Source organism: Pseudomonadales bacterium (assembly GCA_024234435.1).
GTDB lineage: Bacteria > Pseudomonadota > Gammaproteobacteria > Pseudomonadales > Porticoccaceae > JACKOF01.
Genome location: JACKOF010000001.1, coordinates 1,924,795 through 1,940,268, shown reverse-complemented (window position 1 = coordinate 1,940,268; position 15,474 = coordinate 1,924,795). Strand labels below are relative to the sequence as shown.

Here is a 15,474-nt window from a genome sequence, read left to right as displayed (position 1 = left end):
TTTTTATAACCTGATTGCCTGCAAAGTACGTCCGCCAGCTCCGGCTTGCCATTGGTGGACATCATTTTTAAAACGTCAGCAAGAAAGCGAGTGTGCCCATGTCTGAAGAACTTATGATAAAAACCCCCATTACCGAAATGTTTAATATTCAATACCCCATTATCTGTGGGGCCATGATGTGGCTGGGGGTGCCGCAGTTATGTGAAGTGGTTGCCGATGCAGGAGGTATGGGCACGGTAACGGCGGCTATTTATAAAACCGAGCAGGAGTTTAGAGCCGCTATCGTCGATACCAAACGCCGCCTCGACGGGCGCTCCTTTATGGTGGGTGTCACAATACTGCCTTCGGCAACACTCGACCAGGAACATTACAAAATGTATTTGCGGGTGTGCGCAGAAGAGAAAGTGCCAGGTGTTGAAGTGAGTGGTCAGCCAATTGACCGCGCTTGCAGCCGCAACGAAATAGATATGCTGAAAAATGCTGGCGTCAAGTTGTTCCAGAAGCTGGGATCTTTGCGGCACGCACTGCACTGCGAAAAGGTCGGCTACGATGGTATCTATGCGGCGGGCTTTGAAGAGGGTGGCCACCCGCTAAATGATGACGTCACCACAATGGTCCTGACACCAAGAATTGCAGAAGAAGTATCCATACCAGTGGTAACCGTTGGTGGTATTGCCGACGGGCGCACCATGGCTGCGGCGCTAACGCTGGGGGCATCCGGTGTGATGATGGCAACACGCTTTTTGGCCACTACTGACTGCTGTGAAATTCACGACAATCATCGCGCAGAATTTGTAAAACGGCAGGAATACGAAACTGAAATGATTGCCAAAAACCTCGGCCTGCAATGCCGCGCGCTGTCCAACGGTATTGTGAAAGAAATTAATGTGGTTGAGGCCGCCAATGGCGGGCTTGATCAAATGATGCCGCTAATGACCGGGCAGCGAGTGCGTGAGTCGTGGGTTAATGGTGATGTGAATTACGGAGTAGAAACACTCGGCCAGAGTGTTGGGCTGATCAAAGATATTCCCACCACCGCCGAGCTGCTTGAGCGTATGGCCAAAGAAGCACTGGCCAGTGTCGACAAAACACGGGCGCTGTTTCAGGGCGGCCGGTAATCTTTCTTTGAAATACTGAAACGTCTAAAGCCGGGTGCCTGCTCTCATTTGGAGGCGGGCACTCAGGCTCTTATCTCGTTGCCACTCTTCACTCAAAATCGCCCCCGCAGACAACCTATCCAGCGGTTGCCAAAGATTCTGTTCGTTTTATACTCAACGAATGTGCGTTACGCACCTCGCCTTGTTTCGGATGGAATCGGAAATGCCAGAAATATTCATTTCAAATCAGATGCTCCGAATACAAGGTTTGGCAAAATCTTTGTACATTTATAATTTTTAGGTTATGCGAGATATATGAATGCTATGTATTCTACAAGGCAGGCAGGTCTATGGATAAGCGTTGGGGTCTAAGCATTGATATAGAGGGATTTTCTAACCTTTATGAATATAGCGATGCAACCCAGGCTAAAGCTATTTGGGGCTTACACAAACTCATGGATGCTGTTATCAAGATTGGGCAAAAGGTTTATCCTGGCGACCCTAATAAGAACTATGGAGACAGAATTTTTGCGCACCAATTCGGCGATGGTTTTATCCTTGTCTCTGCTTTCGGAGAGCAGGATCCGAGTCGTTGCATAGCAATTGCCACTTCTCTTTCAAGGCATATGTTACTTCAAGGATTTGCCGTTAAAGCAGCTATTTCTACCGGAAGTATGAGTGATATTAACGGTTGCTATCCGGACGCAATGAAGAATGCTCAAAACAATACTTTGCATTTGGGGATGGGGCTAATGACTTCCATTCCGGTTATGGGTACCGCTCTCACAAAATCTCACAAACTCGGCGGCAGGGTTTCTGGGAACGTTGTAGTAATTGATGTGACTCAATTCTCGAATATTCCTGAAAATTTGATAATAGAGCGCCAAGGTAATGTTGGATACATAAACTGGATGTCAGATAAAAATAGCCTCGCTCAAGAAATATCAGAAAAAGCAGGCCTGCAATTTGGGAGCGAAACGCAGTTATTTAGTCAGTTTTCAGCTTATATAAACACTGATCCCTGCCCGCCATATAAATGGATTGAAGGTAGTCAAAGATGTCAAAGCACATAACAAGTGACTATGGTTTTCTGTTAAGGGTTCAGGCCCTTGACTCAAATTTTTTTGTACATACACTGTAAATATGATTGAGTTTGAATGGGATCCTGAAAAGGCCAGATCTAACCTGAGAAAGCACGGTGTTTCCTTCGAGGAGGCAAAATCCGTTTTCTATGATGAGTTTGCGATTCAGTTCGATGATCACGATGAATCCGTTCAAGAAGAGCGCTTTCTCATGCTTGGTCTGAGCAATGATCTACGCATTTTGATGGTATGTCATTGTGAGCGCGGCTCAGGAGAATCAATTCGAATCATTTCTGCGCGCAAAGCAACTAAGAAGGAATCCAAATTTTACTCTGGTGGTGCCCAATGAAATCAGAATACGACCTGTCAAAAATGAAGTCTCGCAAAAACCCTTATGCATCAAAGCTTAAGAAGCCGGTTACTATGCGGCTTAGTGAAGATGTGGTTGAGTATTTCAAACGCATGGCTGAAAAAAAGGACGTTCCCTATCAAAGTCTAATCAACCTCTATCTTCGTGATTGTGTGGCTCACCATCGAGAGATTGATATATCCTGGCAAGACAAGCCTTAACAATCGAATCAAAAACATTGCATCGATTTTTTGCGCCGTTTCATTGAAAGCGGCGTCAATACCTCTTGACGGTTTTCACTCACCGCTTCCAATACGGATCACGCAACTCATTCTTTTTAACCTTGCCCGCCCCGGTCATGGGGAGTGCTTCCACAATGTCCATGCTGCGTGGGCATTTGTAGCCCGCAATTTGTTGTTTGCAATGAGCGGTTAGCTCTTCAATGGTGAGTGCGCTGCCGGGTTTCAATACAACAGCGGCATGCACGGCTTCGCCCCATTCTTCGCTGGGAATGCCAAACACGGCAGAGGTTGTCACGGAGGGGTGTTTGCTGATGGCATTTTCCACTTCGGTGCAATACACATTTTCGCCGCCGGAGATAATCATGTCTTTTGAGCGGTCGATGACAAAGACATAGCCTTCGTCATTGATGTAGCCCACATCACCGGTATGCATCCAGCCGTTGCGCAGGGCTTCTTCGGTGGCTTCAGGTTTGTTCAGGTAACCCTGCATGACGCCGGGCGAGCGGAAGATAATTTCACCCACTTCGCCAGCGGCAAGCGGGGCTTCGTTTTCATCCACAATGCGCAACTGTGTGTGCAGGGCGGGGCGGCCTCCTGATCGGGTGTGACCTTTATGACGGTTCTCGGGGTAGTGCTGATCCCAGGGCAGCACGGTAATAATGGCTGAGGATTCTGTCATGCCGTAACCCTGCATGAATTTGGCATTGGGCAGTGCCGCCAGTGCGCGATCCAGTGCGGCCTCGGCAAAGGGTGAGCCGCCATAATAGACGCGCTGCAAAGAGCTGGTGTCGTAATCGCCAAAGTCGGGGTGGTCGATCATCATTTGCAGCATGGTGGGCACTATCAAAAGGTCTGTTACGTTGTGCTTGGTAATGTCTGTCAGCACATTCTCGGGTGTGAAAACCGCTTGCATCACATGGGTGCAGCCTCTCAACAGCAGGCTCATGGTTTGCATCATGTCGGCCAGATGGAACATGGGGGCCACGTGCAGGCCAATGCAGCCATCCGGGAAGCCGCCCTCAGCCAGAAACCCGAAAGGTGCGGTGCAGAGATTGTCGTGGCTCAACATCACCCCTTTGGGGAAGCCGGTTGTGCCGCCGGTGTAGAAAACACCGAATAGGGAGTTGTCTCCATAATTGCCGTCTGCAACAGGCTCGCTTTCAGTAATCAGGGATTCCAGCGGTGCCAGTTCAGGAAATTGTTCAGCGTTCTCACCAGCGTAGTACAAATGCTGGAGCGTCGGGCAGGCTGCTTTGATCTCTGCGGCCATGGGTGCAAAGCGGTCGTCCAGTATGATGCCAACGGCCTCTGAATCATTGAGCGAGTATATGATTTCTTCACTGCTCCAGCGGAAGTTAACCGGGTTGGCGATCACTCCGCTCCAGGCACAGGCCAGATAGTATTGCAGGTAGTAATCTGAGTTCAGCCCCAGCATGGCAACAGTTTGCCCCGCAGATATGCCTTGCGCTGCAAACCCTCCAGCGATGCGAGATACCCGGTCTGCCAGTTGCGTGAAGGTGAGTTTTCGGTCTTCGCAAATAGTGGCGATAGCATCTGGATGAAGTTGAATTGCTCTGTGTAAACCCTGGGTAAATTGCATATTGATCCCTTGTTATTATCTGGTTGTATCCGTAATTGCCTAACGGCACTTTCGCTTTAAGTTATTTCTCTTTAAGTTCTTTTTCTTTATGTTCTTTCTCTTTATGTTTTTTCGCTTTGCGGTTTGAGCCGCTGCGTTTCCACTTGGTTTGAGTGGCAATAGTGCTTCTGATTAATAAATAAGCCCTTTGCTTTTCGCTACGCTCAGAGCGCCTGTCCGGTTATTAACACCAAGTTTTTTGTAAATGTTGTTTAAGTGCCATTTTACTGTGGCCTTGGACAGGAACACATAATCGGCTATGCCTTGTATAGACAGAGGGCTTTTTAGCAGCTCCAGTAGCTCGGTTTCTCTGGCTGAAAGCGATAAGTCTTCACTGTTATCCGGTCCGGTCTTTTTTGTTGCCAGCCCAAGAGCCAGGCTGATTCGTTCCATTAAATCATCTTCTGGCAAAATATTTGAATCCTGGCGCTGTTTTCTTAGCTCTTTAATAGCGGGAATAGTGAATAGTTTAAGGTCAATAAATGTCTGATAGAAACCGTTTTCCACGGCTTTTTTAAGCGCTTTGCTCAGTTGGCGGCCCGATAGCTTTTTCTCCTGATTTGTTGCCAAAAGCGCGCTATGGATGATCAGGCACTCGGTATGAAATAAGGGCCGCTGAGAGGTCTGTGGTTTTTCAAGAAGTTTTTTGATTTCTTTGAGTGCAGATTTATGACGGTTCTTGGCGTATAAAAGCGTAATGCCAAGGCGGACTTTCTCCGTTTCGATCAATGGTGAAGTGACGTTTTTCATTTCAATGCCGTCTTCATCATTAATGCGAACACCGGCCAACCGGGCTTCTCTTTCGGCGAGCTCAACCTGCCCGTTTTGAATCAGCAGTTCGGCTTTTAACTTTCTGATCAGGAAGGTTAGCCGTGGTGAGTGATGCCCGGCGGTGAACTCGGCATTTTTCAATGCCGACAAAGCATCGCTGAAACTGTTTTGTTGAGCCAGCTTTGTTTCAACAAAAATTCCCGCTATGGCTGTTTCTGTCAGGCCGTGATCGTGGATGTGCGCCTTGCCTTCCCGAAGGTGGTTCTCAGCACTTGTCATGTCGCCCATTTCATAACTGGTTTTGGCGAGTAGCAGCGCAATGGTAGAAACAATGGGAGACACCTGTTCTTCGAATGTCAGATATTGGTCGTGAGCGCGTGTAAGGATTTTATGGGCAACTTGATAATTGCCAAACTCCATTTCGGAAATACCGTCCAGAGTTTGCAACCACATGGTGCCATAGGGGCTGTTTAGGCCTGCGAGTTTTTCTTTGGCGCTAACGATACTGGCGTGCGCTTCATGCTGGTTTAACAGTAAGAATGCGCTGACAAAACGTACAGAGAACGCCAGGGCCACATCGTAGGGGTCTGCAATATCCTGGTATTTTTTTAACCAAAGTTCTGATTGCTTGAAACACCACTCGCCTTGATCCTGATAAACACGCAGTGTGATTTTCAGCCCCCAGATCTGGCCTTCCAGCAGAAATCTCTCCTCTTTCCCAAGTGAGCGTGTTCGGGCCAGTTGTTGTTCCAGTTTGAGTATATTGCGTTCGGCGAGTTCTAACTGGTGGGAGAAGGTTAATGACCATGCCAGCCAGAAATTCATGTAAATGGCCGTTGGGCTGTTGTCCGCAGGAATGCGTTGACACCACTGAATGAGTTTTGGTGGTAGTCCCTGATCTCTGACAATGATTTGAGCAGACTGAACAATCAGCCTTTTTGCCAATGTAAAATCGCTTGCTGACAGTGCGTATTCTATAGCGTTAATGGTCAAGTTTTGCTCTTCAGCCCACAGCGCTGCGGCCTGATAGATGGCGCGGGATTGTTTCTTGTTGGGTTGCCATTTTGTTGTAGCCAGAAAATCCCGAAACATGGGGTGAAATCGAAAACGGGTTTGATTTCGATCGAGCGAAGTTATGAATAGCTTACGCTGGTTGAGCTCGAAAATATTCTCTCTGGCAGTTGAGGTGTCGAGCGCCTCGTTAATTTGATCTATGGAAAAATCGTCAAACAAGGCTGCTTGTGCAGCGAATTGCATCAGTGGTTCGGGGGTTTGTGGCAGAACGTGCTCATTAAAGAAGCTGGTAAGGAACTGATCCTGACCAGAGAATTGCTCCAGAAAATGTGTGTCGCCGTATTGGTTTAACAGCACGGCAGCCAACTGAACAGCAACTGGCCAGCCTTCGGTACGCTGATAGATGGTGTCAATGGTCTGCGGGTCAATGGGCATGCTTTTTACATGGGATTCCAGAAATAGGCGGATATCTGCCTGACGCAAGCTCAGGTCTCCCGTGTTAAAAACAACAGCGTCTCCCGACAGCATCAATTTGCTGTAAGCAAAGCCGGGTTCGGCTGAACAACACATGGCGATGTGCAAAAAATCAGTTTTTATGCTGAGAAGAGTCTCCACCAGATGCTTGACGGATTCAGTGTGTTTTTGCGAATAGTTGTCAATAAGAATATAAACGGGGCTATCCAGAGAGTGAATAATGCCGGGTAGTTGGGGTAGAGAGGCCTCTTCGCGAAGATGGCTGTTGTCGTTAGTCAATTTGCTCAGTAAAGCATTCGCCAGGTAATCATCATACTGGCTGGATTGCTGCGCGTTGATGGAAATAACATTGCTGTTTTGTAAGGCCAGTTGCTCTGCCATCCGTTCCAGCAGAGTGCTCTTGCCGTAACCGGACGGTGCAATAAACAACGTGAGGCGACACTTCTGCAACGACTGGAGTGACTGCCCAATTAAGGGCAGTCGGGGCTCCACGGCGGGTCTTTTTTCAAGGCTCAGCTTTTGATCGGGCGTTGTTGGCATTGAGATTGACTCATGTCTATCGGGCGATTGTTTACTTTTTGTTATCTACACCTGCATAGTTGAGCTGATAGTATCGGTTAAATATTGCCGATAAACCAACCTAAAGGTTGGGGTTGGGTGGTTGGTGGCTTAATGCGGAGCAATTATCAATGATGGCCGGTGAAATTGTTCAAGCATTGCTCTGGTGTTTAACTGTTTACTGGCGATGCCCTTTCGTGATCAAGCGCATTGTCAGCGCTTTATTTTCAAAGATGGGTGTGTTGTGGCTTTCCCGTTTTCTGATACTGGCTGGGAGAAACCCCCGTCCATTGCTTGAATGCCCGGGTAAAAGAGCGTGGCTCTGCAAAACCCAGTAAGCCCGCCACCTGAGTGACAGTCAGGCCCTGCACATATAGTTTTTCTATTGCCAGGTCTCTACGAATCATGTCTTTTATGCGCTGAAAACTGGTGCCTTCCTGTTTGAGTTTACGTCTGAGAGTTTGCGGGCTCATGTTTAGCAGCGTTGCAACCTCATCAAAATCAGGTGCTGCAAAAGAGTCACCGGATTTATTCAGAATCAGCATTTTGATTTTTCGGTTGAGGCTATTGTCATCGCCGGGAATAGTCATAATGCCCGATGGTGACGAGCGCAAAAAATGCGAAAGCTCTCTCGATGTTCTAACGAGAGGTTGAGCCAGATAAATATTGCTGAAAATGAGTTGAGTACGTTGCTGGTTGAACTGGCATGGGCAGGGGTACAGATACTTGAATTCGTCAAAGTGAGGGGGTTTTGGGTAAGTGAAATTTGCCTGAACCAGCGGTAGTTTCTTGCCGGTAATCCAGCTCGCAAGCCGATGCCAGATAACCAGCCAGAATTCGAGATAAAAATGGTCTGGATCAAGCTCGGGGTTACTCATCTCAACTTCAAAGACGGACTCTGTGTCGCCAGTGATCAGTTTCATCTTTATGTCGTCAGTGACCAGTTCGTAAAAACGAATACCTTGATGGAACAACCCCTCAAGATTTTCACAATGGCTTACCACCTGACACATCATGGCAAAACAGCCCTGTTTACAGGGTGAGGCGGTGAACCCCATAAATTCGTCTTCGAGACGGCTCCAGATTAGTTGGACCAGGCGCGTGAGTTGTTTGTCTGTCACGCGGGCGTTGGGGTTGGTCCGCAGTTTTGCATCAATACCTGCTTCACTTAACAGCGCTTGGATATCAATTCCCTGGCGTGCAGCACCAGCCAGAGCAGAAAAAGCGTAGTGTGCATTGGTTGTACTCATAGCATTTGCGGACCTGCGATTGCTGGGCCGTTAGTCTAACATCACGATAAAATTGGTGAGTAGTTTAGTTTCTTTTTGCCCTGTTATTGGCGGACAGTCCTGCGTGATAATCGATGCGATTAGAGAGGATTTCAGGTTCGGGCTGGGGCTGCTGCACCACCGTTTGTTTTTACCGAAAAAGGTTAATAAGAAAACATTCCATGAAAGAAAAGCAAATTGTTATTGTCGGTGCTGCTCGTACCCCGATGGGGGGTATGCAGGGTGAACTTGGAGAATTAAGTGCTGCCGAGCTGGGTTCTGTTGCTATCAGGGCGGCGGTCGAACGCGCTGGAGTTTCCGCAGATGCGGTTGACGAGCTTTATTTTGGATCGGTAGTGACTGCGGGACAAAAGCAGGCTCCTGCCCGGCAGGCATCGTTGGGTGCCGGATTGCCAGATTCCGTGCCTTGTACCACGATTAATAAAGTATGCGGCTCCAGCATGAAGGCGGTAATGATTGCCCACGACCAACTGCTGGTGGGTAACGGTGAGGCTATCGTCGCTGGCGGTATGGAAAGCATGAGCCGCACACCTTATTTGATTGAAAAGGCACGGCAGGGCTTGAGAATGGGGCACGCGGAGCTGAAAGACAGCCTGTTTCTGGACGGTCTGGAAGACGCGGGCAGCGGCGGTTTGATGGGCAGCTTTGCTCAGAAAGCGGCAGATGACAATCAAATTACCCGTGAAGCCATGGACGCCTTTGCGGTGCAATCTCTGGCCAGGGCTAATCAAGCAATTACGTCAGGGTGGCTAGCGGGAGAAATTGCGCCGGTTGTGCTGAAAACCCGTCAGGGAGAGCGAACCGTAGCGGTTGATGAGCAGCCCGGTAACGCTCGACCCGAAAAAATACCGCACCTTCGACCAGCATTTAAGCGGGATGGCAGTGTTACAGCTGCCAACGCTAGCTCGATGTCGGATGGTGCTGCCGCGCTGGTATTGATGGATGTATCGGCAGCCGCCACAAGAGGCTTAACACCTTTGGCCCGTATTGTGGGGCACGCGACTCATGCGCAGAACCCTTCCGAGTTTACTTTGGCACCGATTGGCGCCATCAAGAAATTACTCGACAAAACGGGCTGGAAAATTGATGACGTTGACCTTTTTGAAATTAATGAAGCTTTTGCGGTAGTAACCTTGTTGGCAATCGATGCACTTGGGCTGGACCCTGAGAAGGTTAATGTAAATGGGGGTGCCTGCGCGCTGGGACATCCGCTGGGAGCATCTGGTGCGCGCATTCTCGTGACACTGTTGTACGCATTGCGGCGTTTGGGTAAAAAACGCGGTATTGCTACCTTATGCCTTGGTGGTGGCGAAGCTACCGCCGTTGCCATTGAATTGATTGATTAGGAGTATTCGGATGGATTTGTCTCTGACGGACGAGCAGCAGATGATTCAGAGTACTGCCAGGCAGTTTGCCGATGCAGAGCTCGTGCCGACGGCTGCTAAAGTCGACCGAGACGGCGATCGCAGCGGGTTTCTTGCTCGCCTAAAGCAGCTGGCTGAATTGGGGTTTATGGGGCTCAATGTCGAAGCTGAATATGGCGGCAGCGAAGCAGGAAGCATTGCATTTAGTCTGGCGATCACTGAGGTGGCGCGGGCTTGTGCATCTACCGCGGTGACCATGTCGGTGACCAATATGGTGGGTGAGGTGATACAGGCCGTGGGCAACGAGGCGCAGAAACGTCGCTATCTACCCAGGCTTTGTTCGGGCGAATATTCTGCTGGTGGATTCTGCCTTTCGGAAGCCGGTGCCGGTTCTGACCCTTCGGGTATGAAAACCCGGGCAGTAAAAGACGGTGATAGTTGGGTGCTAAATGGCACCAAAATGTGGATCACCAGTGCAGAATACGCGGGCGTCTTTGTGGTGTGGGCGGTTACCGACGCCGATGCGCCGAAAGGGAAAGGTATTTCCTGCTTTTTGGTAGAAGCGGACACACCCGGCATCTCGCTAGGCAAAGCTGAAGATAAAATGGGGCAGCATGGTTCTGCAACCAATATGGTTATTTTCGAAGACTGCCGAATTCCGGCGTCGGCTTTAATGGGAAGCTTAAACGATGGCTTTCGTATTGCCGTGAGTGAGCTCGCCGGAGGACGCATTGGTATTGCTTCGCTGGCTTTGGGTGTTGGTCAGGCAGCAATGGATTATGCCCGGCAGTACATCACAGAACGGGAACAGTTCGGTCAAAAAATTGCCAGCATGCAGGGGCCCCAATGGATGATGGCTGATGCGTATACCGAGTTGGAGGCGGCCCGGTTGTTGACAATGAATGCTGCGTATCTGAAGCAGGGAGGGCAGGCGTTTTCCAAAGCAGCATCAATGGCGAAGCTGCATGCCAGCGAAACAGTCAATAAGGTTTGTTATACCGCCATTCAACTGATGGGAGGTGTTGGTTACACGCGTGAATACCCACTGGAAAGGTTTGCCAGAGATGCTCGAGTCACCTCAATCTACGAAGGCACCAGCGAAATACAGAGGGTGATCATTGCTCGGGAATTATTGCGGGAGTTATAGAAGCGCGAATAGCTACAAATGATAAAAACAGCACTGGATGTATACGCATAACCAGAGCACAGGAATTTACATGAGGAAAACAATGTCAGGGTTTGATTTAAGTAATCGAAAAATTTTAATCACAGGTGCCGCTCAGGGATTAGGTGCCGAGATGGCATCTGTGTTGGCGGCAATGGGGGCCGAGTTAGCCATAACAGATATTGACGAGGCTGGCCTGCAAACGACAGTAGACAAGATAGAGCAACAAGGGGGGATTCGCCCCCTTACTTTTCGGCATGATGTGAGCAGTGCTGCCGACTGGAAACAACTCTATGAACAGCTGGAGCCACGCTGGCAACTCTTGCATGGGTTGGTGAATAATGCGGGCATTATGTTGCATCGACCATTTACTGAAACCACATTGGAAATGTTTCAAAAAACCCAAAGCATTAATGTTGATAGTGTGTTTATCGGCTCTCAGACATTTCTGCCAATGTTGAAGAACGCCGGGGAGCAAGGAAGTGCGTCATCCATTGTGAATGTGTCGTCTATTTTCGGTCAGGTTGCCGGACCGTTGCATTCGGCTTATTGTGCATCCAAAGGTGCGGTAAGGTTGCTGACCAAATCGATAGCAACCGAATTGCCCCGGTTAGGTTATAACGTGCGCTGTAATTCGATTCACCCCGGTATTATGGATACGGGTGTATCGCTGACCGGGTTGCAGACGATGGTGGATATGGGCACTTTTGCCGATGTAGAGGAAGCAGCTAACTATTTCTCTGCGGTTATTCCAATGGGGCGTCCTGGCAGCGCTCCCGAGATTGCCAACGGAGTGGCCTATTTGTTGTCTGATGCTTCTTCACTTATGACTGGCGCCGAACTAACACTGGATGGCGGTTATACCGCCGTTTAGCCAATTTGATAATAATGTTAAAAAGGGGAAGCTGATGAAAGGATTTAAAATTGCGATCATTATTTGGGCATTACTGCCAATCATTACCGGTGTAATGGATGTCATTGTGGGCCCTTCTGCCTGGCAGGGTATTGGCGTTGGCTTGTCGGCGCAGGCATTTGGCGATTCGGTCCTCGATAGCCAGGTACGCTTTTTGGGAACGGTCTGGATCAGCTACGGTGCGTTGCTGCTGGTTTGCGTTAAAGATTTACAGAAGTACGCAAATATTCTTCGTGGTGCGTTATTAGTCGTATTTATCGGCGGTATTGCCCGCGTTATTTCGGTTGCTCAGGTTGGTATGCCGGATACAGAAGCTGGTCCCGGCTTTATTGTGTTTGCTCTGGTGATAGAGCTTGCCGTGATGCCCGCGTTGCTGTTATGGCAGCATAAGGTGATGAAAAGCGACCCGTTGTAACCACCCGTTTATGGGGTATTGCTAATCCGGAAAGTGAATGATTTTGGGCGTTACCTTCTGGTGATGCCTTTTTCTTTTAAATTTTCAATTGGAATTGATTCAGATGAATGCAGAGATGGCCGACGTTTTCACCGGTATTGTCAATCAAAGACGGTCGATCAGGGCTTTTCGTAACGAGCCGGTACCAGCGGATTTGCTTGAAAGAGTATTTGAATCCGCATTGCGTTCGCCTTCCAACTGCAATACTCAGCCGTGGCAAGTGCATGTCGCCTCGGGACAAGCTGTTGAGAATTTGCGTCAGGTATTGCCGGGTTGTTTTTTGCGAGGCGAGCACAGTTTGGATTTTCCTTATGATGGGAAATATCAGGGGGTTTATCAAGAGCGCCAATATGCAGCCGCCAATGCGCTTTACGAAGCTATGGGCATTCCCCGCGCTGACAAACAACAACGGCAGGAAGCGCTGTTACGAAATTTTACTTTCTTTGGTGCGCCCCATGTTGCGTTTCTGTTTTTGCCAGAGCCTTTTGGTTTGCGAGAAGCCTGTGACCTGGGCATGTACGCGCAGACGGTGATGCTTTCCATGACAGCGCATGGCTTGGCGAGCTGCCCGCAGACAGCATTGGGGTTTCTGTCGGACCCGGTTCGTGAAACCCTGGGTGTTGATGCCTCCCAAAAGCTGGTATTTGGTATTTCTTTTGGTTTTGAAGACATTGGTGCTGATATAAACGAATGTGCCACAGATAGAGGCAATCTCGCGGATTTTGTTTATTTCCACTCCTGAAACTGGAAATCTGGCCTGGTTTTGATTTGTTTCATTGCCAGCCCCCCTCCGCTAGAATAGTGTTTATATTGTGAGCACATAATAATAAGCACTGCATGATCAAGCTAACTGAGCCACCCATTACATCCGCGAATACCCGTACCGCTCTGTCCGGTTATGTGCTTGCTATGGCTCACGCCATGACGGAAGCCGGAGTCGACTACAAGCAGTTAATGGCAAGTGTGGGGCTTGATCATAGTCACCTGGAAGACTTTGGTTATCGTTACAGTCAGGAAAAGGTCACTGAATTATGGCGGCTGGCAATTGCTGAAACCGGTGATGAGAATTTTGGTCTCAAAGTCGCCAAGCATATTCGCCCTTCAAGCTTGCATGTCGTCGGACAGGCCATGATTTGTAGTGACACTTTGCGTTCTTCGGCGAAGCGTTTTGCCCGATTTGCCCGGCTGGTTTCAGATTCTGCGGTTGTTAGCTTTACCGAAGATGATCAGCAATGTGAGCTTTCAATTGCACTGGAAACCGGAGGAACAGTTCCTCTGTATCAGGCTTTTGACACCGTACTTGCCGGGTTTCTGGAGTACTGCCGATGGATAACTCACGACGAACTGGTTCCGTTGGCCGTTAATTTTACTCATTCACCGGTTAATGATCCGACGGAGTACGAAGCGCTTTTTCGCTGCCCAATCAATTACCAGCAAGATATTAATTCACTGGTTTTGAGAACCGAGGATATGGACCGGTCCATTCCCGGTGCAAACGAAGAGTTGGCCTCTCTTCTTGATGAGCTTGCAGCGAGATATCTTCAGGACCGCGTTCAAGGGCGGTTTTCCCGGCGTGTCAGACAAGTATTGTTGGTTAAACTGCCCAATGGAGAGCCGAGTCGGGCTGAAACAGCGCAGAGTATGGCGATGACCGAGCGTACTCTGGCCCGGCGCCTTACCGAAGAGAATACGACTTTCTACGAAATTCTTAAACAGCTCAGAGAAGAGCAAGCCTACGCTTACCTGAAGCATACCGAAATGAACATTGAAGAGATCGCCTATAGTTTGGGCTTCTCTGATCGCGGTTCGTTTTCCCGAGCCTTTAAAAGCTGGACTGGAACGCGTCCCAGCGACTGGCGTGCCCAGCAAGCTCACCTGATGGGTGATGATCTCGAGGATGAGTCAGCTGATCCAGTGGATCCAGGCAGGTTGAATTAGCGCCATTCTTTTTGTTCCGCACCGATCCATTTGCCATCGGTTTTCGACTATAGAAAATATTGTGTATCGCCGCGTACCATTTTAGAACTGAGTGTTTTGCGATATCCATTCTCTCGACTGGTGATTGCCTATCGGTGTCGAATCGAATGGTGTTATTCGAAGATGTAATAATACTTAATATTTACGCTATAATCTGGTGAACCATGGAATTGTAACTATTTGTTTTAAAAGTATATTAAAAGTTTGAGTTTAGTCATACTAAATAAATAGAAAGTAAGGGAATATGCCTTTAAATGGGTGATAGGCTTGTCAGTACCCTGCTGGCAGTCAGGAGAGGTGATCAATGGAATCGTATAATTTTTCACTAGAAAATAGCTCATATGCGCAACAAGTAAGTTATAAGGCAAAGTCCGATGGCATTTGCCTTTTGCTATATGACAATCGTCTAGCAGAGCAAAAACCGGTGTCATTTATTTTCCATCATGGCCAGCCTTCTAAGGCAATGAATTTGTATACAGAATTCTTATACAAATTTGATCCATCGCTCCCTCATTTAAAATCTATTCGCCGGAGTTGTAAGAGTTACACTACAGTGAATTTAGAGAAAAAGAACCCCAGTATTAAAGACCTTCATGACAGAATGGTTGATAGCACAGAGTATTGGAAGCACCTTAAGCCCTATGGGTATATGGAAACAGCAACAAGCGTGTATGCAATATCCGATAATATCTTTTTGGTAGTAGGGATGCATTCTTTAGACCGGAAGAAGCATTTGCGCATTGAGCGAGCGATGCCTGCAATCGAAAACTGGTTGCGTGAAAGTAGTATGTATATAGTTGATGAGTCCGTTAGAAATTTTCAGTCGGGGTTTTCACAAAATACGTTGATTTATGACCTCAAAGGTCCTGCGGATTTGCTGACTAATCGCGAAATACAAGTGGTATATGAACTTTTAAAAGGGAAAAGCAATAAACAAATCGCGGTTGCGTTGTCTTTGTCTAATTTTACAGTGGACAACCATCTCCGGCGTATTTACAAGAAATTTGGGGTTAATAATCGAACTGCCTTGGTAGCCAGAGTCAGTTCGACGGCTCAATTTGAGATCTAAATCAGGACGGCAGTGCT

At 48.4% G+C, this 15,474-nt stretch carries 14 protein-coding genes; 11 read left to right on the top strand and 3 right to left on the bottom strand.

Annotation, left to right across the window (positions count from 1 at the left end; genetic code table 11):
• Positions 1-98 precede the first annotated feature (98 nt).
• The 4 genes from H7A02_08910 (at position 99) to H7A02_08895 (ending at position 2,749) form a co-directional block, all read left to right on the top strand.
• Positions 99-1,118, top strand: coding sequence for a nitronate monooxygenase (locus H7A02_08910; protein MCP5172371.1), 1,020 nt, complete (start codon positions 99-101; stop codon positions 1,116-1,118).
• A gap of 329 nt (positions 1,119-1,447) precedes the next feature.
• Positions 1,448-2,170 (top strand): hypothetical protein, encoded by a 723-nt coding sequence (locus H7A02_08905; protein ID MCP5172370.1) that lies wholly within the window; start codon positions 1,448-1,450, stop codon positions 2,168-2,170.
• A 70-nt stretch (positions 2,171-2,240) separates the two neighbouring features.
• Positions 2,241-2,528, top strand: coding sequence for a BrnT family toxin (locus tag H7A02_08900; protein MCP5172369.1), 288 nt, complete (start codon positions 2,241-2,243; stop codon positions 2,526-2,528).
• Positions 2,525-2,749 (top strand): BrnA antitoxin family protein, encoded by a 225-nt coding sequence (locus tag H7A02_08895; protein MCP5172368.1) that lies wholly within the window; start codon positions 2,525-2,527, stop codon positions 2,747-2,749. The genes H7A02_08900 and H7A02_08895 overlap by 4 nt, the downstream gene beginning before the upstream one ends.
• 79 nt (positions 2,750-2,828) lie before the next feature.
• Here the strand turns inward: H7A02_08895 and H7A02_08890 are convergent, their stop codons facing one another.
• The 3 genes from H7A02_08890 to H7A02_08880 form a co-directional block, all read right to left on the bottom strand.
• A complete protein-coding gene (locus H7A02_08890) occupies positions 2,829-4,370 on the bottom strand; it encodes a long-chain fatty acid--CoA ligase (protein ID MCP5172367.1) in 1,542 nt (513 codons plus the stop codon).
• 171 nt (positions 4,371-4,541) lie between these two features.
• Positions 4,542-7,208 carry an AAA family ATPase gene (locus H7A02_08885; protein MCP5172366.1) on the bottom strand — a complete coding sequence of 889 codons (2,667 nt, stop codon included), beginning with the start codon at positions 7,206-7,208 and terminating at the stop codon, positions 4,542-4,544.
• Positions 7,209-7,453: 245 nt separating this feature from the next.
• Positions 7,454-8,476 carry an AraC family transcriptional regulator gene (locus H7A02_08880; protein MCP5172365.1) on the bottom strand — a complete coding sequence of 341 codons (1,023 nt, stop codon included), beginning with the start codon at positions 8,474-8,476 and terminating at the stop codon, positions 7,454-7,456.
• 200 nt (positions 8,477-8,676) lie between these two features.
• On the opposite strand from H7A02_08880, the gene H7A02_08875 reads away from it, so the two are divergent.
• From H7A02_08875 to H7A02_08845, 7 genes are all read left to right on the top strand, one after another.
• Positions 8,677-9,861 carry a thiolase family protein gene (locus H7A02_08875; protein MCP5172364.1) on the top strand — a complete coding sequence of 395 codons (1,185 nt, stop codon included), beginning with the start codon at positions 8,677-8,679 and terminating at the stop codon, positions 9,859-9,861.
• 10 nt (positions 9,862-9,871) lie between these two features.
• Entirely contained in the window at positions 9,872-11,026 is a 1,155-nt protein-coding gene (locus H7A02_08870) for an acyl-CoA dehydrogenase family protein (GenBank protein MCP5172363.1), read from the top strand.
• A gap of 70 nt (positions 11,027-11,096) precedes the next feature.
• On the top strand, positions 11,097-11,918 hold the full coding sequence (locus H7A02_08865; GenBank protein MCP5172362.1) for an SDR family oxidoreductase: 822 nt from the start codon (positions 11,097-11,099) through the stop codon (positions 11,916-11,918).
• 34 nt (positions 11,919-11,952) lie between these two features.
• The gene (locus H7A02_08860; GenBank protein ID MCP5172361.1) at positions 11,953-12,372 is read left to right on the top strand and encodes a DUF4345 domain-containing protein; all 420 of its coding nucleotides are present in this window, start codon (positions 11,953-11,955) and stop codon (positions 12,370-12,372) included.
• 103 nt (positions 12,373-12,475) lie between these two features.
• Positions 12,476-13,153, top strand: a complete 678-nt coding sequence (locus H7A02_08855) for a nitroreductase (protein MCP5172360.1) — start codon at positions 12,476-12,478, stop codon at positions 13,151-13,153.
• A 95-nt stretch (positions 13,154-13,248) separates the two neighbouring features.
• Positions 13,249-14,349, top strand: a complete 1,101-nt coding sequence (locus tag H7A02_08850; protein MCP5172359.1) for an AraC family transcriptional regulator — start codon at positions 13,249-13,251, stop codon at positions 14,347-14,349.
• A 343-nt stretch (positions 14,350-14,692) separates the two neighbouring features.
• A complete protein-coding gene (locus H7A02_08845) occupies positions 14,693-15,457 on the top strand; it encodes a response regulator transcription factor (GenBank protein MCP5172358.1) in 765 nt (254 codons plus the stop codon).
• Positions 15,458-15,474: the final 17 nt, after the last annotated feature.